This is a genomic window from Pseudomonas sp. HR1 (genome assembly GCF_030175875.1).
In the GTDB taxonomy this organism is placed as follows: Bacteria; Pseudomonadota; Gammaproteobacteria; order Pseudomonadales; family Pseudomonadaceae; genus Chryseomonas; species Chryseomonas oryzihabitans.
In genome coordinates, this window is sequence record NZ_JASNRF010000006.1 from 47,395 (window position 1) to 72,230 (window position 24,836).

A 24,836-nucleotide genomic window follows, 5' to 3' on the forward strand; every position below is an offset into this window, starting at 1 on the left:
ATATGAAAGGCCCGACGCAGCGCAGTTCCGAGCCCTGATGGCGAACCGACAAAGCGTTGTTTTTTTAGGAAAAAATCAGGAAAACAGCGATAACGCAGACACCGCAGCGAAGCGGCGGGGGGGAAGGCCTGGCCGGACGGCCAGGCCGAAACATCACATCACTCGGTGGCGGCGGGCTTGGTCGTGGCCGCCTTGGCGCGGGACGCGCGCGGCTTCTTCGGCGTGGCCGGCGCCACGCCTACGCCGGTTGCGTCGACGTTGGCATCGGCCTTGGCCTTGCTGGCGGTGGTCTTGCTCGCGCCGGTCTTGCCTGCACTGGGCTTGACCGCCTGCTTGACCTTGGAGGCAACCTTCTTGGCCGCCGATTCCACCTTCTCGGTTACCGACTCACCGGCCGCTGCGGCTTCGGTAGCGGCCTTCTCGCTGCCACTCTTGGTCTTGCCGGTGGTGCGGGGCTTGCTGGCGACGGGCTTGTCCGCGCTCGCTGCCGCAGCCTTGGTCGCGCGAGGCTTCTTGGCCGCGGTCTTCTTGGCCACGCCTTCCTGTTCGGCTTCGTACAGTCGAGTCGCCATCTCCCAGTGGCGATCATGTTCGTGGGCCGGCCGTCCTTCGGACTCCCAGATCTGATAGGCGAGCTGCTGGATGCGTTCGTCTTTTTGGGTCATTGCGGTGCGGCTCCTTGAGTGATGTCTTGTGTGCTGAGCAATCCAAGCGGAAAACGTGCCAGAACCTCGCCGACAGAAAGCTCTTTCTTCTGGTCATGGACAGATGCCGGGGCAAAAGTTTCCCCAAAACGGTACATGGACAAGGTTTCCGGAAGTTTTATCCGGGTGTCCTGCCAGGCCTCTGCGGAAAAGCGGAGATTTCCATCGTTCTGCATGAGGTCGGAGGCATGCACCGGCACGATGACGATCACCGCCTGTTGCTCCCAGGTACGGGCGAACGCCAGCACCTGATCGGCATGGGCGCCCACTACGGTCAGGGGCAGGTAGCGACCTTCGGTGAACAGCTGCGGCTGCTGCTTGCGCAGTTGGAGCACGGCAGCCAAGACCTGTTGCTTGATCTCGCCGTTCTGCCAGGCATCCAGGGCAGCCTCGACGGAAGCGTTCTTGGTCAGCGCCTGCTGCCGCGGGGCATAGTCCACGGCACGGCGGTTGTCGGGCTCCACCAGGCTGAAGTCCCAGAATTCACCGCCCTGGTAGAGGTCGGGCACGCCGGGCGCGGTATTGCGCAGTAGCATCTGCACCAGGCCGTTCAGCGCACCGGCCGGAGCGAGTTCGCGGACCGCGGTGACGATCTCGCCGCGCAGGGCGCGGTACTTATCGTTGGTGAGCAGACCTTCCAGGAAGGCCTTGCAGGCCGCCTCGTAGTCGCCATTCGGCGCCCACCAATCGGACTCCAGCTTCTCCTCGCGCAGGGCCTTTTCCTGCCACTGCAGCAGCCGCTCCAGATAGGCCTCCAGACCCTTCTGGTCATCGGCCTGGAGCTGCAGCGGCCAGCTGGCGAGCAGGGTCTGGTAAAGCATCATTTCATCGCCCGGCGTCGGCGCCGGCGCGTCGTTCCACTGGCCGCGCAACGGTGCGGCCTGTTCCATCCAGCGGGTGGCCTGGGCGATGTAGGCGTCCGGGCGTTCCGAGACCACTGCCAGGCGCGCGCGGGTGTCTTCGCCACGCTTGTGGTCGTGGGTCGCGGTGGTCAGCATGTTGCGTGGGAAGTGCTCGGCGCGCCAACCGCTGGCCTGGTGGAAGGCACTGACCGGCTGGGCGAAATGCTGTGGATCAAAGCCCACGTCATTGCGCGACAGCAGCGGCGCGGAGCGATAGCAGGCCGTGTCTTCCACCGCCTTGGCGGCGATCGGCGAGGTGAGTTGCTGGAACTTGGTGATGGCACGACGCTGCTCGCGGCGGGCCACGCTGCCCACGGGCTTGTGACGCGGGGCGTCGCCACCCAGCCAGGCGCGCAGCTGTTCCAGCAGCGGTTGCTCCGCCTCGCTGACGTGGGGGCGAGCAGCTTCCAGTGCGGTATCGAACCACTGGGCGTCGTTGCCGACGAAGCCCGCCGCGCCGGCGTAGGTGCGATAGACCTTGAACTGCACGATCAGCTCCAGCAACACCCGGCGGATGGCGCCCTGGCTGGTGTCGCGGGTGCGCCAATCCTGCTGCGCCAGCAGGTGCAGGGTATGCACGGCCGATTCGAACTCGCTGTTCAGCGCGGTGGTGAGCACCAGGCGGCGCGCTTCCCGCACCTCTTCGAGGAAGTCCTCGGTACGACCGGTCCGCTCGGCCCAGAACTGGCGCAGCGGGGCTTCGCCACTGGCGGCATGTTGCACCGCCGACACCTCGTTCATGAATTCGTAGCCGGTGGTGCCGTCGATGCCCCAGCCTTCCCGCAACTGCTCGCCTTCGGCGAGGATCTTCTCGATGTAGATGGGGAAGCCGTCCTCCGGCGCGCCGCCGGTGCGGCTGGCGCAGAGGTCGTCGACGCGACGGCGCAGCTTGCGGCAATAGGCGCGCGGATTGGCCAGGCCGTCGATGTGATCCAGGCGCAGGCCGTCGAGCAGGCCTTCGCTGATCAGGCGGAAGATCAGCGAATGGGTTTCTTCGAACACCTCGTGGCGCTCCATGCGCAGACCGCCCAGTTCGGTGATGTCGAAGAAGCGCCGCCAGTTGATGTCGTCCGAGGCGGTGCGCCAGCTGGCCAGGCGATAGTGCTGACTCTCCAGCAGGGCGTGCAGCCGCTCCTGGTTGGCGGCCTGGCTACCGTCGAAGGCGGCGACCGCCTTGTCGATGGCGGCGGCGACGGCGGGGTCCTTTGCGGCATCGGCCAGTTGGCGCTGGGCGCCACGGGCTTCTTCCAGGTCCTTGGCCCGTGCCGAGAAGGCATCGGCGAACAGACTCAGCTGGGGCAGGTCGCTCTCGCGCAGGATCTGACCGTAGGTACCCGGATTGATCGGAAAGTGGTGGGCGTAGTACTCGACGCGGAAGGCGCCTTGCTCGGCGTCGAATACCAGCTTGAGTTCGCCGGCCTGCAACACGTTGCCATAGGCGTCACCGAGGAAGGGCAGCAGCACCTGGCCTTGCAGATCCGGGTCGGGCCCGTACCAGTTGATGTCGTAGAAGCCCGCGTAGCGGCTCTGGCGACCCCATTCGAGGATGTCCAGCCACCAGGCGTTTTCCGAGCCACCCACGTTGGTATGGTTGGGTACGAAGTCGGCGATCAGGCCCATGCCGTGTTCGCGCAGGCGGGCGACCAGACGCCGCAGCGCCTCTTCGCCGCCCAGCTCCGGGTTGACCCGGGTCGGATCGACCACGTCATAGCCGTGCACGGAACCGGCGCGCGCGGTGGTGATGGGCGAGGCATAGAAGTGACTGATGCCCAGCTTGGCGTAGTACTCCACCAGGGGCAGGGCGTCGTCGAAGGTGAAGTCCTTGTGGAACTGCAGGCGTACGGTAGCGCGCAAGCGACTCATCGAGTGTTCTCCGGATTGTTACGAGCAGTGCTCAGCACGCGTAGGCGTCGTTCAGGGGTAGCGGCATCCAGCAGGCGCTCGGCGGGGTCATCCCAGCGGCGCAGCCAGTTGGGGTGTTCGTTGGTGGTGCCGGGCAGGTTGGCCTGTTCCAGCTGACCCAGGGCATCTTCCACCGGCAGGATGATCAGCGGCGCCGGGGTGCGGCCGATGAAGTCGATAGCGGCATCGACGGCGGACTCGACATTGCTTTCCCGGGTGTCGTCCAGCTCCAGCACCTTGGCCAGCTGCTGGCGGTCCTTGGCACGCTCGTCGAGACGATCCTGGCGCGAGGTGCCGTCGGGCAACAGTCCGAGCTCTTCCTGCCAATCGGCGTCGCGACCCTGCCACCAGCCGGTGAGGGTCGGCAGGTCGTGGGTGGTGGGCATGCCCATGGCCGTGTCCGACCACTGTGCGGCCGGCTTGAAGGCCTCGCCATCGCGCTCGAACAGCAGCACCTGCATGCCCATGATGGCGCGCTCGGCCAGCCGCTCGCGAAAGCCCTCGGGTACGGTGCCCAGGTCTTCACCCATGACCACGCAGCGGTAACGCCAGGATTCCAGCGCCACCAGCCGCAGCAGGTCATCGATCGGATAGGAGAGATAGGCGCCGTCGGCCGGGGAGGCACCCTCGGGCACCAGCCAAAGACGTTGCAGCCCCATCACATGGTCGATGCGCACGCCGCCGGCATGGGCGAAGTTGGCCCTAAGCATCTCGATGAAGGCGCGGAAGCCATGCTTGACCATGCCGGTGGGGGAGAAGGCGGAAATGCCCCAGCCCTGGCCCTTCTGGTTGAGCAGATCCGGCGGACAACCCACGGTGACCGAGGCCAGCAGCTCTTCCTGGCGACTCCAGGCCTGGCTGCCGCCACCGTCGGCGCCTACGGCGATGTCAGCGATCAGGCCGATCTTCATGCCTGCTTCGCGGCACTGCGCCTGGGCCGCGGACAGTCCTTCGCTGGCCAGCCACTGGGTGAAGGCATAGAACTCCACGTCCTGGGCATGGCGTTCAGCGAATTCGGCCACGGCCGGATTCTTGGGATCGCGATACTGCTGGGGCCAATGCTGCCAGCTGGGCGAGGCATCGCCCTGGGTGAAGGAGGCATGCAGGGCTTCGAAGCGGCAATGGTTTTCCAGGGCGTCGCCACCGTCGCGGCGGAAGGCTTCGAAGCGCTCGCGCAGCTCACCGCCAGCGGTACGGAAATCCAGGTGCAGGGTGCGCAGCAAGCGCAGCCGCAGCCTGGCCAGGGCCGGCCAGTCGATCAGTTCCAGTTGCTCCAGGCGCTCGGCTTCGGCCTGCAGGCCGGCGCGCTGCATGGCCTGGCGCACCGGCTCGGCACCCAGGACCAGCTCCGGCGCGGCATAGAGCACGTTGAAGAACACCCGACTCGACGGGGAGTAGGGGCTGTAGCGACTGCCGTCGGCGCTGAACATGGCGTGCAGCGGACTGATGGCCAAGGCGTCGGCGCCCTTGCTGCCTGCGGCCTTGGCGAGGTGCACCAGGCCCAGCAGATCGCCGGCGCCGCTGCCCCCTTCGCGCCTTAGGCTGTAGAGCTGCACGGCCAGCCCCCAGAGACGGGCCTGCTCGTTACCGGTGGCGTCGGCGATGGTGAAGCAGCGTTCCGGCGCCACGGCCAGGGTCAGGGCTTCGCCATCGACCTCGGCCTGGTGATAACCGGCGGCGCTGATCGGCGCCAGCTGTCCGCGGTCGTCGACCTGACCGTCCAGACGCTCGCCGTCTTCCAGCTGCACCTGGTAGCGGACGCCACGCTTGAACTGGTCCGGCGCCCCAACCGGCTTGCCGACCACCGCGGTGATGAGCGGCGGCAGATGGTGCTTGTCGCCCACCTCGGCCAGCTTGCGCAGGCTGGTGTCGATCTCGTCGTCACTGTCCGCCGGCAACTCGATGGCCTTGAGCAGATTGCGCAGGGCATCGGGGCTCACCCGTTGGCGCTTGCCGTCGTAGGCGGTCCATTCGATGGCGATGCCCGCGGCCTCCGCCAGTTGTTCCAGACGATCTCCACTCATGCCTTTTTCTCCAGCCAGACCAGTGCCGAGTGAGCGGCCAGGGTGCCGTCCTGGCGGGTCGGCGTTGCGCTGGCGTCACTGCTGTGCAGCAGCTCGCCCTGGGGTGCCTCGTCCACCGGCACGGCCTTGTCGCTCAGGTTGAGCTCGATGGTCAGGCGGCTGCCGTCGGCGAGACTCCAGCGCGCCCGCACGGCGCGCTCGGCCAGGGCTTCGGCGCTCATGGGGCGGGCACCTTCCAGCCGCGGGAAGAGTTCGCGGCGGCGGATTTCCAGCAGCTCGCGATACAGCCCCAGCCAGGCGGCGTGGTCGGGCTGATCGGCCTCGCCGAAATTGGGCTTGGAATCTTCGAAGGTCTTGGGCGCGTTCGGATCGGGGATCTGCTGGCGATGCTCTTCGCTGGTGAAGAAATCGAAGTCCTTGAATTCGTTGCGACGGCCGTCGCGGACCAGCTCGGCCAGCTCGTCGTTGTGGCTGGTGAAGAACAGGAAGGGTTGGCGGCTGCCCCATTCCTCACCGATGAACAGCAGCGGAATCATCGGGCTGAGCAGCAGCAGGGCGGTGGCGGCCTTTAGTGCCGGCTCGGGCGCCAGACGGGTCAGGCGTTCACCGAAGGCGCGGTTGCCGACCTGATCGTGGTTCTGCAGGAAGATGACGAACGCCGAGGCCGGCAGGTCCTTGCTGGGTTCACCACGGGCCTTGCCATGGCGGGTCTGCTCGCCCTGGTAGATGAAGCCCTCGCCCAGGCAGCGCACCAGCTTGGCCGTGGCGTCCTCGGTGAAGTCCTGGTAGTAGCCTTCGTTCTCGTCGGTCAGCATGGGGTGGATGACGTTGTGCCAATCGTCCGCCCACTGCGCGTTGTAGTGCTTGCCACCCAGCAGCGTGGCCGTGTTGTCCTCGTTCTCCAGCATCAGGTGGATGTGGCGACCCGGCTCGACGGTGCTGCGGATCTCCTCGGCCATCTCTTCGAGGAAGCCCTTGTCGTTGATGGCGTGGACGGCATCGAATCTGAGGCCGTCGAAGCGATACTCCATCAGCCACATCAGGGCGTTGTCGATGAAGTAGCGGCGTACCGCGTCCTGGCGGAAATCGATGGCCGCGCCCCAGGGCGTATGGATGTCTTCGCGGAAGAAGCGCTCGGCATAGGCGTGCAGGTAGTTGCCGTCCGGTCCGAAGTGGTTGTAGACCACGTCCAGGTAGACCATGACGCCATGGCCGTGGGCGGTGTCGATCAGCGACTTGAGATCGTCCGGGGTGCCATAGGAGGCCTCCACCGCGTAGGGCAGGACGCCGTCATAGCCCCAGTTGCGATCGCCGGGGAATTCCGAAAGCGGCATCAGTTCGATGGCGGTGACACCCAGTGCCGCCAGGCGCGGCACCAGCTTCTCGACGCCCGCGAAGCCACCCAGGGTGCCGACGTGCAATTCATAGATGACGCTCTCGTGCCAGGGACGGCCCTGCCACTCTACGGTCTGCCAGTGGTAGGTGGTGGGGTCGATGACGATGCTCGGCTCGTGCACATCGCCGGCCTGGGCGCGGGAGGCCGGGTCGGGGACCAGCAGGTCCTTGATCTGGTAGCGATAACGGGTGCCGGCACCGCATTGGGCCTCCACCGCGAACCAGCCGTCTTGCTCGGCTTCCATGGGAAGGGTCATGCCACCTTCCAGGACCACCGACACGGCGTCGGCGCTGGGCGCCCAGAAGTGGAAGAGGGTGCGTTCCTTGTTCACCAGAGTGGCACCGGCACGGGTCTGCCAGGCATAGCCCCCGGTCACCGCGGCTGCGTCGCGCGAAATATCAGTCATGGATAGAGAACTCCCGAAACCGGACGGCAGAAAAGACGCTGCGGCCCAGTTGGCCGCAGTTGCTGTTATGACCGGTGAGAGTTGCGCAAAGTTAGGCGGGGAAAGCGCTTTTCGTCGGCCTTTTGCCGAGGGAAAAGCGCTTGGTAGTCAGGTTGCGCCTCAGGCGCCGACCTGACGCTCCTGGTGAGCGGTGGTCTGGAGCAGATCGAGGTACAGCGAGGCATAGGGCTTGGCGCATTCGGACCAGAAGAACGGGCCCTGCATGGCGCGATGACGCATGGCCAGCAAGAGGTCCTGACGTTCGAACACACCCAGGGCGCGGTCGATAGCGCTGATGTAGTTTTCCAGCGACAGCGGGGCGAACAGGAAGCCGGTGGTGCCGTCCTCGATGCTGTCGGCCAGGCCGCCAGTGCGGGTGGCGATCGGCAGGGAGGCGAAGCGCTGGGCGTACATCTGGCTCAGGCCGCACGGCTCGAAGCGCGAGGGCATCAGCAGGAAGTCGCTCCCGGCGTACATCCGCCGTGCCTCGGTCTCGCAGAAGCCGATGTGGGCACTGACGCGACCGGGATGGCGCAGGGCCAGGGCCCGTACCTGGCGCTCGATGTGCGGCTCGCCGCAACCGATGATCATCAGCTGGCCACCGCGGGCGACGATGTGATCGGCCGCCTCGATGGTCAGGTCGATGCCTTTCTGCTGGACCAGTCGGGAGACCACGGCGAACAACGGGCCGTTGGAGGGCTCCAGGCCGAATTCCTCGCGAATGCGCGCGGCGTTGACCGCCTTGCCGTCCCAGTCCGATTCGGTGAATTGCTGGCACAGGTGCGGGTCGCTGCAGGCGCTCCAGCCATCGTCGATACCGTTGAGCAGACCGGTCAGCTTGCCGTCACGGGCCTTGACCTGCAGCAGGCCTTCGAGGCCGCAACCGAATTCCGCGGTGGTGATTTCCTGGGCGTAGGTGTGGCTGACCGTGGTGATGTGGTCGGCATAGACCAGACCGGCCTTGAGAAAGGACACCTTGCCCCAGAACTCCAGGCCCTCCATCTGAAAGGCGTGGGCGGGGATGTCCAGGTCGGCCATGACCGACGCCGGGAACAGACCCTGGTACGCCAGGTTGTGGATGGTGGTCAGGCACGGGGTGCTGGCACCCTTCCAGCGCAGGTAGCCGGCGGCGAGGCCGGTCTGCCAGTCGTTGAGGTGGAGCAGGTCCGGCACCCAGCGGATGGAGGCGTCGCCCAGGGCGAAATCGGCGGCAGCGCTGGCCAGCCGACCGAAGCGGATATGGTTGTCGGCCCAGTCGGCACCGTTCAGGTCGCCATAGGGGTTGCCCGGGCGCTCATAGAGTTCGGGGCAGATCAGTACATAGACGACCAGGCCGTCTTCCAGATTGACGCGACCGATCTCGCAGGCCGGCATGGCGGCGCGGGCGGCGATGCGGCCGACCATCTGCACGCGATCCTTGATCGCGGCCATCACCTGACGATAGCCGGGGATCAACACCCGGACGTCGTGGGAGGCGGCGAGGGCGCGCGGCAGGGCGCCCGATACCTCGCCCAGGCCACCGGCCTTGACGAAGTCGGAAATTTCCGGAGTCACGAAAAGAATGCGTTTACGACTTTCGACGACGGAGCTCAGCGTCAGCTGAGGCTCGTCCGTGCGCTTGCGGAGAGAGCTGGATCTGGTGGTGCGAGTGGCAGTTTCAACGGGCTCCAGAGCCCCAAATTTCCCCACGACGGCATTTGCCATGGTGCGCTCCCAATGCAGCAAGTTCGAGACTGAGGTTTACCTGATTGCTTCTTTCCTGAAGCTCGATGCTCCTGGTTCAAAAACGCCTACAGCCGAGCTGCTACAGCCTTTTTGCCGGTCACCTCTTCTTGAGATGTCTGGATCTGGGCGAGAACTGCTTCGCGGATTTCCAGATTGCTCTCGCACTGACTCACGGACAACGTCACAAGTTTCCCGCTCGAATGTTGCGGTCTTGCTTCGTATTGCCAGATGCATGCCCGAGAGCCGTCGCGGTTCGGGCCGGCACCCCTGAATAACCGCCAGGTGAACCGCTTGATGGTCACCTGATCGCGACAATTGGCCGAAAAATCAGACTTCTGGCTGACGAACGACCGGCTCTTGCCTTTCGTCGGATAGTGGCGCGGGGTGGACGTCACGGCGTCCCAGTTCGGTCCGCAGCTTGGGCAGGCAGAGGGGGAATTCGCGATTGATGTAGGTGATCAGCCGCTCGCGCACGAAGCAGCGCAGGTCCCAGTTCTTGGAGGAATCGCCCGAACTCACCAGTACGCGCAGCTGGATGGAATCGTGGGACGCATCGGTCACCTGCAGCACGCAGACACGGCCATCCCACAAATGGGGCACCTCGGCACAGGCGCGTTCCAATTCGGTGCGGATGGGTGCCAGGGGTAGGGAATAGTCAACCCATATGAAGACTGACCCGATCAGGCTGGAAGACGAGCGCGTCCAGTTCTGGAAGGGCGTCTCGATGAAGTATTGCAGCGGGACCACCAGCCGGCGGTCGTCCCAGATGCGGACCACCACGTAGGTGCCGGTGATCTCTTCCACCCGGCCCCATTCGCCTTCGACGATGACCACATCGTCCAGCCGGATCGGCTGGGTCACGGCGATCTGCAGGCCGGCGATGAGATTGCCCAGGACCGGTCGCGCAGCGATACCCGCGACCAGGCCCGCGACCCCGGCCGAGGCGAGCAGGCTCGCCCCCACCTGGCGAACCGCCGGGAAGGTCATCAGCATCAGGGCGATGCCCACCAGCAGGACGATGAAGCTGAGGCTGCGCACCAGCACCCGATTCTGCGTCTGGATCCGCCTGGCCCGCAGGTTGTCCGCCACATCCACGGGATTGCGCAGGGCGATGGTCGCGCCGACGGCCTTGACCGCTCGAAGGCCCAGCCAGGTAAAGGCGGCGATGCTCAGCAGACCGGTGAGGTGCTGTACGGCACGCAACAGCGGCAGGGCATCGGGTGCGGAATTCCAGACACCTTGCAACACCACCAGGGGCACGGCCAGGCGCGCGGGTTTCTCGGCGTACTTGACCAGGTTGCGCGCCAGCAGGAAGGGATTGGCCAGGCGGCGGATGGCCGCGAACGCCAGGGTCAGGGCGACGCTGCTGATCAGCAGGGCGACCCCCGCCGCGATCAGCGTGGTGATCCAGGGGGCGTTGAGCCAACCCGTCCAGTCGATGGCCGTCATGCGCAATTTCCTCAGGCAGACGGCTCCCCGTGATCCAGAAAAGCTGACGCGCCGGAATCGCGGGGAGCCTTTCGAGACACCTGTTTTCCGACTGAGGGGCTTCGCCACGGTTCCCCGGATGTCCGGCAAACGGTTCCTGGGTAGTAATACCACCCCAATAGGCGCGATGCCTGTTGCGCAGTGCTGGCTTTTTTCTGTCGATCAGTGGGGCAGGATGTCGCACCTCGCGTCTAAGCTCAGAGGAGAGTGCGCAGCGGACGCCGGATAGGAGTAGAATTCGCGCCCCAACGAGATACGTCCAGTCAGATGGCGGACCTGCGGAGATCGAGACGGATTTATGAAACCAGTGGTAGTGGTCGTCGAAGACGAGAACATGTTGCTCGGGCTGATGGAAGAGGTGCTCGAAGGCGAAGGCTTTCAGGTGCACACCTTCGGCACCGCGGATCAAGCCTGGGAATACCTGTCGAGTGCACGTCCGACGCCTGATCTGCTGATCACCGACGTCCGTATGCCGGGTGCCATCGACGGCCTGGAGCTGGCGCGCCGCGTCAAGCAGCAGCTGCCGGGTCTGCCCATCATCGTCTCTTCGGGCTATTTCGAAGAGCTGCAGCCCGAGCGCGCCCCGGACATCTACTACCTGCCCAAGCCCTGGCGCTTCGACGACCTGCTGGCCGGCTGCTTCCGCTTCCTCAATCAGCGCAAGGGCTGATTGCTGCCTGCTGCGGCCTGGTTCCAGGCCGTACTCACCTTTGTGGTGGAAGCGGGCGCTGTCCGCAACCGTCCAGCACCCTGCCTAAGCTGATTCCTTTTCGTTATTTATCTGACGATACTTAGATCGTTTAGCTTGGCCTCCGACAGGCATCGAGTCGATGCCGAGGGCGCGCTCCGGCGTGCCTGCCGACAAGGAGGCCTTCATGAATTTGCTGTTCAAATCCCTGGCGCTGGCTGCAGGCCTGGCAACGCTCGCGGTGCAGGCGACCGCTGCCGATCTGGTGGTCGGCTACCAGACCGGTGTCGATCCCTCCAAGGTCGCCCAGGCCGATGGCCGCTACGATCAGGCGATTGGCCAGAAGATCGACTGGCGCCGTTTCAACAGCGGTCCCGAGGTCGTCGCCGCGCTGGCGTCGGGTGACGTGCAGATCGGCAATCTCGGCTCCAGCCCGCTGGCGGCGGCCACCTCGCGCAAGCTGCCGCTGGTGACCTTCCTCGTCTCCGCGCAAATCGATTCCGCCGAAGCCCTGGTCGTACGCGATGGCAGCGGGATCGACAGACCCGAGCAACTGGTCGGCAAGACCATCGCCACGCCCTTCGTCTCCACCTCCCACTACAGCCTGCTGGGAGCCCTCAAGCACTGGGGCGTGGATCCCACCAAGGTCAAGATCGTCAACCTCAATCCCACCGAGACCGCTGCTGCCTGGCGCCGCGGTGATATCGATGGCGCCTTCGTCTGGTCACCCGCGCTGGGCGAGATCAAGAAGAACGGCAAGGTGCTCGCCGATGCCGCCCAGGTGGGCAGCTGGGGTGCGCCGACCTTCGAGGTCTGGGTGGCGCGCAAGGACTTCGCCGAAAAGCATCCCGAGGTCATCGCCCAGTACGCCAAGGTCACCTTGCAGGCCTTCGCCGACTACCAGGCCCATGGCAAGGCATGGGATGCGCAGTCCGAGCAGGCTAGAAAGATCGCTCGCCTGACCGGCGCGGACGCCGCGGACATCCCCGAATTACTGGCCGGCTCACGTTATCCGGATGCCCAGGCGCAACTCGGGCTCGATCTGCTCGGTGGCGGCACGGCCAAGGCCATCGCCCGTACCGCCGAATTCCTCAAGGAACAGAAGCGCATTCCCACGGTGCTCGACGATTACTCGCCCTATGTCAGCGCCGAATACGTCCGCAAGGCCCAATAGCGAGCCCCTTCACGCCACGATTCGCCCCTCTCCGGAGGGGTTTTTTTTCCCAGCCGACAGGAGCCGGTTATGAGTCGACTCACCCTGGAACAGGCCAGCCTCGGATTCGTCCGCCGTGGCCGTCGTCAACCCATTCTGCAGCGTCTCGACCTTGCGGTGGAGAAGGGCGCCTCCCTGGTCGTCCTGGGCCCGTCCGGCTGCGGTAAGTCCAGCCTGCTCAACGTGCTCGCCGGTTTTCAATCCCTGGATGAAGGGCGCGTGCAGCTCGATGGCCGGACCCTGAGGGGGCCGGGTGGCGAACGCGGCGTGGTGTTCCAGGACGACGCCCTGATGCCCTGGCTCAATGCGCTCGACAACGTCGCCCTGGGCCTGCGCCTGCGCGGGTTGGGTCGTGCCGAGCGCGAGGCCAGGGCCCGCGAGATGCTCGAGCTGGTGGGGCTGCCACAGCACGCCGAGCACGCCATCGGCGAACTCTCGGGTGGCCAGCGCCAACGCCTCGGTCTGGCCCGCGCCCTGGCGGTGGACCCGGATTTCCTGCTGCTCGACGAACCCTTCGGCGCCCTCGACGCCCTGACCCGGGAACGCATGCAGGTGCTGTTGCTGGACGTATGGAAACGCACCGGCAAGGGCCTGTTCCTCATCACCCACAGCGTCGACGAGGCGCTGTTTCTGGCGACCGAGCTGCTGGTGCTGGACGGACCGCCCGCGCGCATCGTCCGCCGCCTGGAGGTGCCTTTCGCCCGCCGCTATCTGGCGGGGGAGCCCGTTCGCGCGATCAAGGCCGATCCCCTTTTCGCCGAGCTGCGCCAGGAGCTGCTCGACCTCTTTCTGCAGGAGTCTCCCGATCATGTCCTCTGACACCCTGACAACCTCCCTGCGCGATACCCGGGAACGTCGTCGACTGCACCTGGACCGCCGCCGCGTGGCAGCGCTGGGCACCCTGGCAGGCGTGGCGACGCTTTGGTGGAGCGCGACCCATCTGGGTTGGGTGGATACCCTGTTCCTGCCGTCGCCCGAACAACTGCTGGTCGCCCTGCAGGGACTGCTCGCCGACGGCTATCTGGATGCCAGCCTCTGGCAGCACCTGGGCACCAGCCTGCTGCGGGTGCTGGCGGCGCTGCTGGCGGCCGTGCTGACCGCGGTACCCCTGGGCATCGCCATGGGCCTCAACCCGACCCTGAACGCCGCGCTGGACCCCCTGGTGGAGTTCTATCGGCCGATTCCACCGCTGGCCTACCTGCCGCTGATGGTGATCTGGTTCGGCATCGGCGAGCTGTCCAAGGTGCTGCTGATCTATCTGGCGTTGTTCGCGCCCCTGCTGATCGCCACCGTGGGTGGGGTGCGCCGGGTCGATCCGGCGCGACGCCAGGCAGTGCGCTGCCTGGGCGCCTCGCGAGGGCAGGTGGTGCGGCACGTCATCCTGCCCAGTGCCTTGCCCGACATCCTCACCGGCCTGCGGATCGCCCTGGGGGTGGGCTGGTCGACCCTGGTGGCCGCGGAGTTGATCGCGGCCAATCGGGGCCTGGGCTTCATGGTGCAATCGGCCGCCCAGTTCATGGCCACCGACGTGGTGGTGGTGGGCATCCTGCTGATCGCCAGCATCGCCCTGTCCATCGAACTGGGCCTGCGCGCCCTGCAGCGGCGCTATGCCGGCTGGCAGTAGGGAGACGTCCATGCCCCTTACCTTCGAACGTCTGAGCCCCGCCCTCGGGGCACGCGTCCATGGCCTGGATCTGCGCGAGCCCCTGGACGCCGCCAGCCACGCGGCACTCCAACAGGGGCTGCTGGAACACCAGGTGCTGTTTCTGCGTGACCAGTTGCTGACGCCACGCCAGCAACGGGACGTGGCGGCCCATTTCGGCGATCTGCACATCCACCCGATCTATCCCAAACATCCCGAGCAGCCGGAAATCCTGGTGCTGGATACCGACTTGAACGACCTGAGGGACAACGCGCTCTGGCATACGGATGTGACCTTCATCCAGACGCCGCCGCTGGGGTCGCTGCTCAGCGCGCGCCAGGTGCCTGCCTATGGCGGCGATACCCTCTGGGCGAGCAACTCCGCGGCCTATGCGGCGCTGTCCGCCCCCCTTCGCGAGTTGCTCGACGGTCTCAGTGCCTGGCACGACCTGAGCAAATCCTTTCCGCTGGAGCGCTTCGGCCAGACGCCGGAAGGCTTGCAGCGTTTCAATGCGGCACGCGCGGCCAACCCGCCAGTGCGTCATCCGGTGGTGAGGGTGCACCCGGAGACCGGGGTCAAGGGGCTGTTCGTCAGCGCCGGCTTCACCACCCGGATCGTCGAGCTGGAAGAAGCCGAGAGCGAGGCGCTGCTGCAATTGCTGTTCGCCCATGCCGCCCGACCTGAATTCCAGGTGCGCTGGCAGTGGCAGGCGGGCGATCTGGCCTTCTGGGACAACCGCATCACCCAGCACTACGCCTGTGACGACTATCGTCCGCAGCGGCGCGTGATGCACCGGGCGACCATCCTGGGCGACCGTCCCCGCGGGCCGGGCGAGCAGGGATGATGGCCTGTCCGCAGCAGGGATAGGCCGGCGTCCCGGCGGAAGATCAGTTGCCCAGGACGTCGATCAGCCCGAATACGAAGAACAGCACGATGCACACGGCCGCCACCGCGACCGGGATGAAGCGCGGATCCTTGATGGCCTTCCACATGGCCTGACGATTGCTGCGAGACCTTTCCATGACACCGCTCCAGGGGGTAAGGCCGGCGAGCTTAAAGCATCGCCGGGGGCGGCGGCCAGCCGGGCAGGGCGGCTCTCGTCGGGGTTTCCGGCCGGTTCGGCGGCCTAGGCGACGCCGATCTTCCACTGCGGCGGCGGGGGGGTGCCGTTGACCGCGAAGTCGCCGACGATTCGATCCTTGTAGATGCGCGGATTGTGGGAGGCGAGGGTGCGGGCATTGCGCCAGAAGCGATCCAGACCCTGGGGTCTCAGCGTGGCCGAGGCGCCCAGGGCGTCGAACAGGCGTCCGGAGGCCTCGATGATCAGGTCCGTCACCACATTGAGCGATTGGCAGACTTCCAGTTCGGCCAGCGCCACCGCGCGATCCTCGGCGGCCTGGTCGTCCGTCTGCCTGAGGGCATGCACCCGCTGCAAGGCCTCGGCGTTCTTCAGGGCAATCACCCCGGCGCAGTAGGCCGCGCTGCGTACCTGGCCTACCACGGCCAGCACCTGGGGATCCTGGCTGACACGGTCGGCGTTGCCGATGGTGAAGGTGCGGGTGCGAGCGGCGACCGCGGCCGCTACCTCGCTGCTCATGGCCCGTCCCAGGCCCGCCAGATTGGCGAGGTGAAAGACCTGAAAGAAGCCGGGTGAATAGCGGAAGCGCTCGCCCACCGCCACCACGTCCGCAGGCTCTACGCGCACATTGGTGAAGGTCGCCGTGCCGCTGGCGGTCAGGGTCTGGCCGAAGCCATTCCAGTCATCCACCACCTCGACGCCGGGGGCATCGCGGCGGACGGTGACCATGACGCGGGTGCCGGCCTCGTCGGTGGCGCCTACGTCAATCCAGTCGGCATAGAGCGAACCGGTGGTATAGAACTTGGTACCGGATAGCAGCAGGGTGTCGCCCTCACGGCGTACGCGGGTGCTGAACTCGGCGCGCCGGGCATCGCCGACTTCGCTGGACGCCGGACCTATTGTCTCGCCGGCAGCGATGCGCGCGAACCAGCGGCTGCGGCGCGCCGGGTCGTCGCTGTTGAGTAGGCCCTCGACAAAGCCCATGTGGCCGCGCAGGGCTTGGACCAGATTGGAATCCGCCTCGCCCAGTTCGATGAGCAGGGCGAACAGTTCCGGCAGGGTGACGCCTACGCCGCCGTGCTCGACCGGCAGCCGCAGGGCGGTGAAGCCCGCCGCCTTCAGCCAGTCCAGCTCTTCGACCGGCAGCCGCCGCTGCACCTCGCGTTGGATGGCGCCCGCGCGGATGCGCTGGAACAGCGGCTGAAAGCGCGCGGAGAGGTCGGCATGGCGCGCGGAAGGGCCGGCGCCCCAGCCTGCGGAAATGATGCTCATGGGAATGGAGATCCTTCTAATGCTGTCGGGAGAGATTCGGGACGGGCGAGACCGAGACGGGCCATCTCGGCCTGGGCGGCGCGGGTGTGGCCGATCAGGGCGATCGCCGCCAGCAGACGGCGGCCCAAGGTTTTCAGGACCGCTACCGGCGCTGCGGGACGGTATCGGGTGGACGGAGCCCATTCGTCTTGCTGCCTGCCCGCCGGCCTTGCATGAGTCCTTATCGGGGAAGTGGGTGCAGGTTCACCCGTACGGAGCATCTTGTTGGATAAAAACATGGCGGACTTTGACAAGTGCAGAGTTGGCTCAAGTCTAGAAGGCACTTCGAGCCATTGGCCAGTTGTCAAAAGTGCTAAGGATATGTCTCGAATTATTCCTTGCCAGAAGTGTTGTTCCCGCAACAGTTGGGTCTTGGTGTGGATAATTTTTATAAGCTTATGATTTTATTGGTCGCTTGAATGATCGTTAGATGGGCTGCGGAATTATCGCGGCAAGACGTTGAGTATTGAGCCATTGCATGGCTGAAGGCAGCGGACAACCACTTGTTCATGAAGTAATGCCTTAACGATATTTCACTTCGGGATGCTCTTTTTCTAAGGTCGGCTTTGATTTCTGGCTATCAGGGCCCTGTGGTGACTGTCTATCTCGATACGCGGCATCGCCGCCTGGTCAAATTGCTCCTGCATACGTTCACCGCCCGCAGCGAATGGCCTACCTGGGGGCTGGTCGCAGGGGTCTACGCAAGCTGGCTCCTGCTCGTCCTGGCCTGGCCGCTGCTTGGCTACTGGACCCTGCCACCGCTGATTCTGGTCGTCGTGCTGCACCAGTCGCTGCAGCACGAGTTGATTCACGGTCATCCCACGCGCTGGCCCCGGGTAAATGCCCTGCTGGCCTATCCACCCCTCGGCCTCTGGTTTCCCTTTCCGCTCTATCGGGACAGCCATCTGGCGCACCATCGGCGCGAGAACCTCACCGACCCGGACCTCGATCCCGAGAGCCGCTATGTGGGTGGCGAGGTCTGGGAGCGAAGAGGGCAGGCCGGACGGGCGTTGCTCTGGCTGGACAAGACCTTGCTCGGCCGTGTCCTGGTGGGACCGGTGCTGTCGCTGCATGGCATGCTGGAGTTCGAAGTGCGCCGCTGCCGGCGTGGCGAGCAGGGCGTGCAGGGTGTCTGGCTGATCCACCTGACACTCTGCGCAGGGCTGCTCCTGGCGATCCACGGGCTGTCTGGCATGCCCCTGGCGATCTATGTGCTGGGAGTGGCCTGGCCAGCGCTGGCCCTGGCGCTGATCAGATCCTTCTACGAACACCGCCCGGCGCTGGATCCGGCGCAAAGGTGCGTGCTCAACGAGAGCGGCGGGGCGCTGCGCTGGCTGTTTCTCAACAATACCCTGCACCTGGTCCACCACGATCTGCCCGGCTTGCCCTGGTATCTGATTCCGCGGGTCTACCGCGCCAGGCGCAGTGCCTATCAGGCGCGCAGCGGAGGTTTCGTGTTTTCCGGCTATCGCGAGCTGGGTCGACGTTTCGCCTGGCGAGCCGTGGATGCACCCAGGCATCCCGGCGCTGACGCAAGGCCTCCCAGCCATCTCCCGGCCGGTCAGCCTTCATCGTATCTGCCTGCCGCTAGATAATACCACCCCTGTGTTTTGGATCGCTTTGGGACTGGTTCTCCCTGCCCAGGTAATCAAGGCGAGACCAAGCCAGATCGTTGCGATGCCGGGCCGTTCAGAAGGGCCGATGGAGCAGCGCCGCCAGTTCGGGCGCCAGCCGCTGCCTGAGAAACCTGTTGGCGCCTGGGGAAGGAGCGCGCTTACAGAGGTCCTGGGGCGTCGGAACTCCCCGCGGAATCCTGCAGGAGCCTGACCAGGGCGCGGACGCTTTCCGGTAGTGCCTCCAGATCCCTGACCAGAATGTTTCGCTCGCGAACCGCCCAGGGTTCCTCGATCCTTACCGTCCGAATCGCCATGCTTCGGCCATGATGCCGAGCGGCGGATTCGGGCAGGATGCCGATGCCCACCTTGGCTTCGACCATGCGGCACACGGCCTCGAAGCTGGAGAGCTGGATACGCAGATTCAGAGTGGCACCGAGACGTTCCACCTGATCCCGCAGGAAATTCAGCAGGCTGGTGCCCTCGCGCAGACAGATGTGCTGGTAGTCCAGGGTCTCCCGCAAGGTGACCTGGGGCTGGCTGGCCAGGGGATGCCCGGTGGGCACGACCAGCGTCAGGCGATCCATGCTGTAGGGCAGGATCTGCAGATTGCTCGCTTCGATCAGTCCGGCGGTGATGCCCAGATCCGCTGCCCCGTCGATCACCCCCCTGACGATGTCACGATTGAGGCGCTCCTGCAGATCCACCGTCACGCCCGGGCGATCCGCGAGATAGACGGCGAGCAATCCGGGGAGGAACTCGGTGACCGCGGTCGTGTTGGCGAAGATGCGGATATGGCCGGTGGCATCACTGCGGTACTCGGTGAATTCGCCTTTGAGAAAGTCGACTTGGCGCATGATGAGACGGGCATGCTGCAGCAGGCGCTGGCCCGCTGGCGTGAGCTCGACGCCACGACTGTCACGGTATAGCAGGCGAATGCCGAACTGGCTTTCGAGGGCCTTCACTCGCGCGCTGGCGGCGGCCGGCGACAGGGCCGCGCGGCGTGCGCCCTGGGTCAGGCTGGGCGACTCGGCGATATGGATGAAAAGCCGCAGGTCAGCCAGGTCGAAATGCATGCTCGCGTGCTCCGTGCGTTTTTTGGCGTTCAGCCTAGCCGAATGCCGGCTTACGCAAATGTAAATTCACAGAACGAAACAACTCCCCGCAAGCTGGCGTCGAGCCTATCGATGGGAGTCAAGCATGAACGCGACGCCAGCCGCAGCCTGGGTGGGACGAACCCTCGAAACAGAGGATTTTCTGGGACAACGCCAGGTAGCGCGCATCGCCCACACCTTCGATGAACCGCCATTGGCGGCGGGCGAGGCGCTGCCGCCGCTCTGGCACTGGGCCTTCTTCGACAACCCGGTGGCAGGGGCCCAGCTCGGGCCCGATGGGCATGCGGCGCGCGGTACCTTCCTGCCGCCGGCGGAAGGGCGTAATCGCATGTGGGCAGGCGGGCGCCTGGACTTTCTCGGCGCGCTGCACGTTGGCGAGCGGGCGCGCTGCGTCTCGACGCTGCTGCGCGTCGAGGAGAAGACGGGCCGTAGCGGCAGCCTGCTGTTCGTGACCGTGGAGCACCGTTATTTCCAACAGGACGAACTGGTGCTGCGCGAAGAGCAGGACCTGGTCTATCGCGAGCCCGGTGCGCCCAAGGCCGGCAGCGGCGAAGCCATCGCGCTCGGCAGCTGGGCGGAGTCGGTGGTACCCGAGCCGACGTTGCTCTTCCGCTATTCGGCGGTGACCTTCAACGGTCATCGCATCCACTACGACTGGCCCTACGCGACCCAGCAGGAGGGCTATGCCGGTCTGGTCGTCCATGGCCCGCTCATCGCGACCCTGTTGCTGCGCAGCTTCCGTCACGCTCATCCCACCGCGCGGATACGGCAGTTCAGCTATCGCGGCGTTCGTCCGCTGATCGCGCCCGCTCCCTTCACGCTCAGTGGTCAGGTGATCGCGCCCGGCGAGGCGGAGCTGTGGGCCGGAAATGGCGACGGTGCAGCCCAAGTGGCTCAGCTGCGATTCGAGTGACAGCGGTGCCCCTATAACGACAAGAGAGAAACTCCCATGCTGGACGAACGACAAGAAGAATTCTCCGCCATTCGCGACGGCGTCCGTGGCCTCTGCGCCGGCTTCCCGGCCGAATACTGGCGCCGCATTGATGAGCAGAAGGGCTTTCCCCAGGACTTCGTCCGGGCGATGACCGAGGCGGGCTGGCTGTCCGCCATGATTCCGGAAGCCTATGGCGGCTCGGGGCTGGGCCTGGCCGAGGCGTCCATCATCCTGGAGGAGGTGAATCGCTGCGGCGGCAATTCCGGCACCATCCATGGGCAGATGTACAACATGTTCACCCTGCTGCGAAACGGCAGCGACGAGCAGAAGAGCGCCTATCTGCCACGGCTGGCCAGCGGTGAGCTGCGCCTCCAGTCCATGGGCGTCACCGAGCCCACCACCGGCACCGATACCACCAAGATCAAGACCACGGCAGTGCGCAGGGGCGATCGCTATGTGATCAATGGGCAGAAGGTGTGGATATCCCGGGTGCAGCATTCCGATCTGATGATCCTGCTGGCGCGGACCACACCGCTGGAAGCCGTCCAGCGCAAGTCCGAGGGGATGTCGATCTTTCTGGTGGATCTGCGCGAGGCCATCGGCAAGGGGCTGACCGTTCGGCCCATCCCCAACATGGTCAATCACGAGACCAACGAGCTGTTCTTCGACGAGCTGGAAATTCCTGCCAGCAACCTCATCGGGGAGGAGGGCAAGGGGTTTCGCTACATCCTCGACGGTCTCAATGCCGAACGCACCCTGATCGCCGCGGAATGCATCGGCGATGGCCGGTGGTTCGTCGACAAGGCCCGTCACTATGCCCGCGACCGGGTGGTGTTCGGTCGCCCCATCGGGCAGAACCAGGGCGTGCAGTTTCCCATCGCCGAGGCCCATATCGAAATCGAAGCCGCGGATCTGATGCGCTGGCACGCCTGCGACCTGTACGACCGCGGCGAAAACGCCGGCGCGGCGGCCAACATGGCCAAGTACCTGGCGGCCAAGGCCAGCTGGGAGGCGGCCAACGCCTGTCTGCAGACGCATGGAGGCTTCGGCTTCGCCACCGAGTACGACGTCGAGCGCAAGTTTCGCGAGACGCGCCTGTACCAGGTCGCCCCGATCTCCACCAACCTCATTCTTTCCTACGTGGCCGAGCACCTGCTCGAACTGCCGCGCTCCTTCTAGGGTGACCGCCATGACCCATACCGAACGTCTGGCGGCCTTTCTCGGCGAGCTGGCCTATGCGGATCTGCCGGCCAGCGTCGTGACGCGGACCGAAGAGCTGTTTCTCGACTGGCTGGGCTCGGCGCTGGCCAGCGATGGCAGCCATCCCATACCGCTGTTCCATGCCTATGCCCAGAGCATGGGCCCCCCCGAGGGGCGTGCCCGGGTACTGGTCGCGCCCTACGGCACCTCAGCCTACTTCGCCGCGCTGGTCAATGGCGCCGCCTCTCATCTGGTGGAGCAGGATGATCTGCACAACAGCTCGGTGCTGCATCCGGCCACGGTGGTCTTTTCCGCCGCACTGGCCGCGGCCCAGGACCTGGGAAAGAGCGGACAGGAGCTGATCCTCGCGGCGGTCGCCGGCTATGAGGCGGGTATCCGCATCGGAGAATTCCTCGGGCGCTCGCACTATCGGATCTTCCATACCACGGCCACCGTGGGCACCCTGGCCGCGGCCGTGGCGGTGGGCAAGCTGCTGGACTTCGACCGGGAGCAGTTCATCCAGGTGCTCGGCAACGCGGGCACCCAGGCGGCAGGGCTCTGGGAGTTCCTGCGCGACGCGGCGGATTCCAAGCAGCTGCATACCGCCAAGGCGGCGGCGGATGGGCTGCTGGCGGCTTATCTCACAGCGCAGGGGTTGACCGGTGCGCGCAACATCCTGGAGGGCGAGCAGGGCCTGGCCGCCGGTCTCTCCACTGACGCCGACGCCCGCCGGCTGAGCGATCGCCTGGGGCAGCGCTGGGCCTTGCTGGAAACCTCCTTCAAGTTCCATGCGTCCTGCCGCCATACCCACCCTGCGGCCGATGCCCTGTTGGACCTGATGCAGCGCGAACGCCTGGCGCCCGACGACATCGCCCAGGTGACGGCGCGGGTCCACCAGGGCGCCCTGGACGTGCTCGGTCGCGTCGAGGTGCCGCGTACCGTGCACCAGGCGAAGTTTTCCATGGGCACGGTACTGGGGTTGATCGCCGTCCACGGCCAGGCGCAACTGGGTGATTTCGCGACTGCCGCGCTGAACGATCCCGCGGTCGCGGCCTTCCGCGCACGCGTCGGCATGCGCCTGGACCCCGAGGTCGACGCCGCCTATCCCCAGCGTTGGCTGGGCAGGGTCGAGGTGACGACCCGCCAGGGCGCTGTTCTGCAGGGACGGATCGACGAGCCCAAGGGCGATCCCGGCAATACCCTCGACAGGGCTGAACTGGAAGACAAATTCCGCCGGCTGGTCGCCTTCGCCGGCAAGCGCACGCCCGCCGATGCCGAGGCCCTGATCGCCCGGGCCTGGCGGCTGCACGAGTGCGTGGATCTCTACTGCTTCACCTGACCTGGAGTGAACCAAGATGGCTGTCGAAAAACCTCGTCCTCTGGATGGCATCACGGTCGTGAGTCTCGAACATGCGATCGCGGCCCCGTTCTGCTCCCGGCAACTGGCCGACCTGGGCGCCCGCGTCATCAAGATCGAGCGGCCGGGCAGTGGCGATTTCGCCCGCGGCTACGACGAGCGTGTCGCCGGACTCGCCTCCCACTTCGTCTGGACCAATCGCTCCAAGGAGAGCGTGGCCCTGGATCTCAAACAGGACGCCGCCCTCGCCGTGCTGGACGGGCTGCTCGCCAAGGCGGACGTCCTCTTGCAGAACCTGGCGCCGGGCGCGGCCAGTCGGCTGGGGCTGGATTTCGACGTCCTGCACGCGCGCTTTCCTCGGCTGATCGTCTGCGACGTGTCCGGCTATGGCGGCGGTGGCAGCTATGAACGCAAGAAAGCCTACGACCTGTTGATTCAGAGCGAGGCGGGTTTTCTCTCGGTGACGGGGGGACCTGACGATGACCAGCTGGCCAAGGCAGGCTGCTCCATCGCCGACATCGCGGCCGGCATGTATGCCTACAGTGGCATCCTGTCGGCGCTGCTGTTGCGGGAGCGGACGGGGGAGGGCAGTCGCGTCGAGGTCAGCATGCTGGAGAGCCTGGTGGAGTGGATGGGCTATCCGCTGTATTACGCCTATGCCGGCATGCCGCCGCCCGCACGCGCCGGCGCCGCCCATTCCACCATCTACCCCTACGGGCCCTTTCCCGCGGGCGATGGCGGCACGGTGATGCTGGGCCTGCAGAACGAGCGGGAGTGGCAGCTCTTCTGCGAGCAGGTGCTGTTGCAACCGGAACTGGCCACGGATCCGCGATTTTCCGCCAACTTCAAACGCTCGGCGAATCGCGGCGCGCTGCGCGACCTGATCGTCGAGGCGTTCGCCCAGCTCGAGACCGCAGAGGTCATCGCCCGTCTGGAGCGGGCGCAGATCGCCAATGCCCAGGTGAATGACATGGCGGCGGTGTGGGCGCATCCCCAGCTGCGCGAGCGCGATCGCTGGCGTGAGGTGGGCAGCCCGGCCGGTCCCTTGCCCGCCCTGTTGCCGCCGGCGAGCAACAGTGCCTTCGAGCCGCGGATGGATCCGATTCCCGCGCTGGGCGAGCACACCGAAGCGGTGTTGCAAGAGCTGGGGTATGACCCCGTAGCCCTGGCCGCGGCGCCCCAGCGAGGTGCCCCATGATCCCCGGCGCCGACACGCTTCCCGCCGATCCTCGCTCCGCCCTGTTCGTCCCGGCGACGCGCCCGGAGCGAATCGGCAAGGCCCTGGCGAGTGGGGCCGATGTGGTGATCGTGGACCTGGAAGATGCGGTCGCCGAAGCCGCCAAGACAGCTGCACGTGACGCCCTTGAACAGGCACTGCTCGCCGCGCCTGACTTCCGGGTCTGGATCCGCATCAATGCCGCCGCCCACCCGGCGCATGGCGACGACCTGGCGCTGTGCCAACGCCTGGGGCAGGTGCGCGGAATCGTCCTGCCCAAGGCGGAAAGCGCCGCCCAGGTCGACCGCGTCCATGGCGAGACGGGCAAGCCCGTCTGGCCGATCATCGAGAGCGCCCGGGGTCTGGATCGACTCAAGGAGATCGCCGGGGCTGCCGGGGTGGAGCGCCTGGTGCTCGGCGGTCTGGATCTGGGCCTGGATCTCGGCTGGGAAAGCGGTACCGCGGCAGCGGAACGGCTGCTGGACAAGGCACGCTTTCGACTCCTGCTGGAAGGCCGACTGGCTGGACTGCCCGCACCCCTGGACAGCGTCTTTCCGGCCATCGATGACCTGACCGGGCTGGCGGCGGCCACCGCCAGCGCCCGCGACCAGGGTTTCGCCGGGCTGTTGTGCATTCATCCCCGCCAGGTCGCCGTGGTGCATGGCGCCCTGGCGCCGACGGCCACGGAAATCGACTGGGCGCAGCGGGTGATCGCAGCGAGTCAGGACGAGCAGGGGGTCTTCGTCGTCGACGGAAAGATGATCGATGCGCCCGTGATAGGGCGCGCGCGCCGTCTGCTCGGACGCCTGGAAAAGGCGGCTCCCGTGTTAGGCGGAGCTGAAGGCCCTGTTGGGCAATGCTGAATTCCGCCCCGTGGAGGGGG

At 66.0% G+C, this 24,836-nt stretch carries 20 protein-coding genes; 11 read left to right on the top strand and 9 right to left on the bottom strand.

Annotated elements, in window-relative coordinates; genetic code table 11:
* Positions 1 to 158 precede the first annotated feature (158 nt).
* The 6 genes from QKY98_RS20010 to QKY98_RS20035 all read right to left on the bottom strand — a co-directional run bounded on the left by QKY98_RS20010 (position 159) and on the right by QKY98_RS20035 (position 10,547).
* Positions 159 to 665, bottom strand: coding sequence for a DUF2934 domain-containing protein (locus tag QKY98_RS20010; protein WP_044341786.1), 507 nt, complete (start codon positions 663 to 665; stop codon positions 159 to 161).
* Positions 662 to 3,469: a malto-oligosyltrehalose synthase gene (gene treY, locus QKY98_RS20015; RefSeq protein ID WP_284671448.1), complete on the bottom strand. Its 2,808-nt coding sequence runs from the start codon at positions 3,467 to 3,469 to the stop codon at positions 662 to 664. The genes QKY98_RS20010 and treY overlap by 4 nt, the downstream gene beginning before the upstream one ends.
* A complete protein-coding gene (malQ, locus tag QKY98_RS20020; protein WP_284671449.1) occupies positions 3,466 to 5,532 on the bottom strand; it encodes a 4-alpha-glucanotransferase in 2,067 nt (688 codons plus the stop codon). The genes treY and malQ overlap by 4 nt, the downstream gene beginning before the upstream one ends.
* Entirely contained in the window at positions 5,529 to 7,334 is a 1,806-nt protein-coding gene (gene treZ / locus QKY98_RS20025) for a malto-oligosyltrehalose trehalohydrolase (RefSeq protein WP_284671450.1), read from the bottom strand. Before treZ ends, malQ begins: the two co-directional genes overlap by 4 nt.
* A gap of 159 nt (positions 7,335 to 7,493) precedes the next feature.
* Entirely contained in the window at positions 7,494 to 9,077 is a 1,584-nt protein-coding gene (gene glgA, locus QKY98_RS20030) for a glycogen synthase GlgA (RefSeq protein ID WP_256594373.1), read from the bottom strand.
* A 348-nt stretch (positions 9,078 to 9,425) separates the two neighbouring features.
* Entirely contained in the window at positions 9,426 to 10,547 is a 1,122-nt protein-coding gene (locus tag QKY98_RS20035; protein WP_037007798.1) for a mechanosensitive ion channel family protein, read from the bottom strand.
* A gap of 337 nt (positions 10,548 to 10,884) precedes the next feature.
* On the opposite strand from QKY98_RS20035, the gene QKY98_RS20040 reads away from it, so the two are divergent.
* The 5 genes from QKY98_RS20040 (at position 10,885) to tauD (ending at position 14,973) form a co-directional block, all read left to right on the top strand.
* Complete coding sequence (locus QKY98_RS20040) at positions 10,885 to 11,256, top strand: response regulator (RefSeq protein ID WP_027599241.1); 372 nt, start codon at positions 10,885 to 10,887, stop codon at positions 11,254 to 11,256.
* Between the two features lie 205 nt (positions 11,257 to 11,461).
* Positions 11,462 to 12,448: a taurine ABC transporter substrate-binding protein gene (tauA, locus tag QKY98_RS20045; protein WP_284671451.1), complete on the top strand. Its 987-nt coding sequence runs from the start codon at positions 11,462 to 11,464 to the stop codon at positions 12,446 to 12,448.
* A 69-nt stretch (positions 12,449 to 12,517) separates the two neighbouring features.
* Positions 12,518 to 13,306 (top strand): taurine ABC transporter ATP-binding protein, encoded by a 789-nt coding sequence (locus tag QKY98_RS20050; protein WP_144958546.1) that lies wholly within the window; start codon positions 12,518 to 12,520, stop codon positions 13,304 to 13,306.
* On the top strand, positions 13,296 to 14,111 hold the full coding sequence (gene tauC, locus QKY98_RS20055) for a taurine ABC transporter permease TauC (protein WP_077172885.1): 816 nt from the start codon (positions 13,296 to 13,298) through the stop codon (positions 14,109 to 14,111). The genes QKY98_RS20050 and tauC overlap by 11 nt, the downstream gene beginning before the upstream one ends.
* A 10-nt stretch (positions 14,112 to 14,121) precedes the next feature.
* Complete coding sequence (gene tauD / locus QKY98_RS20060) at positions 14,122 to 14,973, top strand: taurine dioxygenase (RefSeq protein ID WP_284671452.1); 852 nt, start codon at positions 14,122 to 14,124, stop codon at positions 14,971 to 14,973.
* Between the two features lie 43 nt (positions 14,974 to 15,016).
* On the opposite strand, the gene QKY98_RS20065 is transcribed toward tauD, so the two are convergent.
* Entirely contained in the window at positions 15,017 to 15,151 is a 135-nt protein-coding gene (locus tag QKY98_RS20065) for a hypothetical protein (protein WP_255211796.1), read from the bottom strand.
* Between the two features lie 104 nt (positions 15,152 to 15,255).
* Positions 15,256 to 16,479: an acyl-CoA dehydrogenase family protein gene (locus QKY98_RS20070; RefSeq protein ID WP_284671453.1), complete on the bottom strand. Its 1,224-nt coding sequence runs from the start codon at positions 16,477 to 16,479 to the stop codon at positions 15,256 to 15,258.
* 632 nt (positions 16,480 to 17,111) lie between these two features.
* Here QKY98_RS20070 and QKY98_RS20075 point away from each other — a divergent pair.
* On the top strand, positions 17,112 to 18,113 hold the full coding sequence (locus QKY98_RS20075; protein ID WP_284671454.1) for a fatty acid desaturase: 1,002 nt from the start codon (positions 17,112 to 17,114) through the stop codon (positions 18,111 to 18,113).
* 179 nt (positions 18,114 to 18,292) lie between these two features.
* On the opposite strand, the gene QKY98_RS20080 is transcribed toward QKY98_RS20075, so the two are convergent.
* Positions 18,293 to 19,207, bottom strand: a complete 915-nt coding sequence (locus QKY98_RS20080) for a LysR substrate-binding domain-containing protein (protein WP_027602398.1) — start codon at positions 19,205 to 19,207, stop codon at positions 18,293 to 18,295.
* A 124-nt stretch (positions 19,208 to 19,331) separates the two neighbouring features.
* On the opposite strand from QKY98_RS20080, the gene QKY98_RS20085 reads away from it, so the two are divergent.
* Genes QKY98_RS20085 through QKY98_RS20105 form a run of 5 tightly spaced genes read left to right on the top strand, consistent with a single transcriptional unit; the run spans position 19,332 to position 24,816 of the window.
* Complete coding sequence (locus tag QKY98_RS20085) at positions 19,332 to 20,159, top strand: HTD2 family dehydratase (RefSeq protein ID WP_284671455.1); 828 nt, start codon at positions 19,332 to 19,334, stop codon at positions 20,157 to 20,159.
* Between the two features lie 36 nt (positions 20,160 to 20,195).
* Positions 20,196 to 21,359, top strand: coding sequence for an acyl-CoA dehydrogenase family protein (locus QKY98_RS20090; RefSeq protein WP_144958556.1), 1,164 nt, complete (start codon positions 20,196 to 20,198; stop codon positions 21,357 to 21,359).
* A gap of 10 nt (positions 21,360 to 21,369) precedes the next feature.
* Positions 21,370 to 22,719 carry an MmgE/PrpD family protein gene (locus tag QKY98_RS20095; protein ID WP_284671456.1) on the top strand — a complete coding sequence of 450 codons (1,350 nt, stop codon included), beginning with the start codon at positions 21,370 to 21,372 and terminating at the stop codon, positions 22,717 to 22,719.
* 16 nt (positions 22,720 to 22,735) lie between these two features.
* Entirely contained in the window at positions 22,736 to 23,935 is a 1,200-nt protein-coding gene (locus tag QKY98_RS20100) for a CaiB/BaiF CoA transferase family protein (RefSeq protein WP_197851553.1), read from the top strand.
* Positions 23,932 to 24,816, top strand: coding sequence for an HpcH/HpaI aldolase/citrate lyase family protein (locus QKY98_RS20105; RefSeq protein WP_284671457.1), 885 nt, complete (start codon positions 23,932 to 23,934; stop codon positions 24,814 to 24,816). Before QKY98_RS20100 ends, QKY98_RS20105 begins: the two co-directional genes overlap by 4 nt.
* Positions 24,817 to 24,836 lie beyond the last annotated feature (20 nt).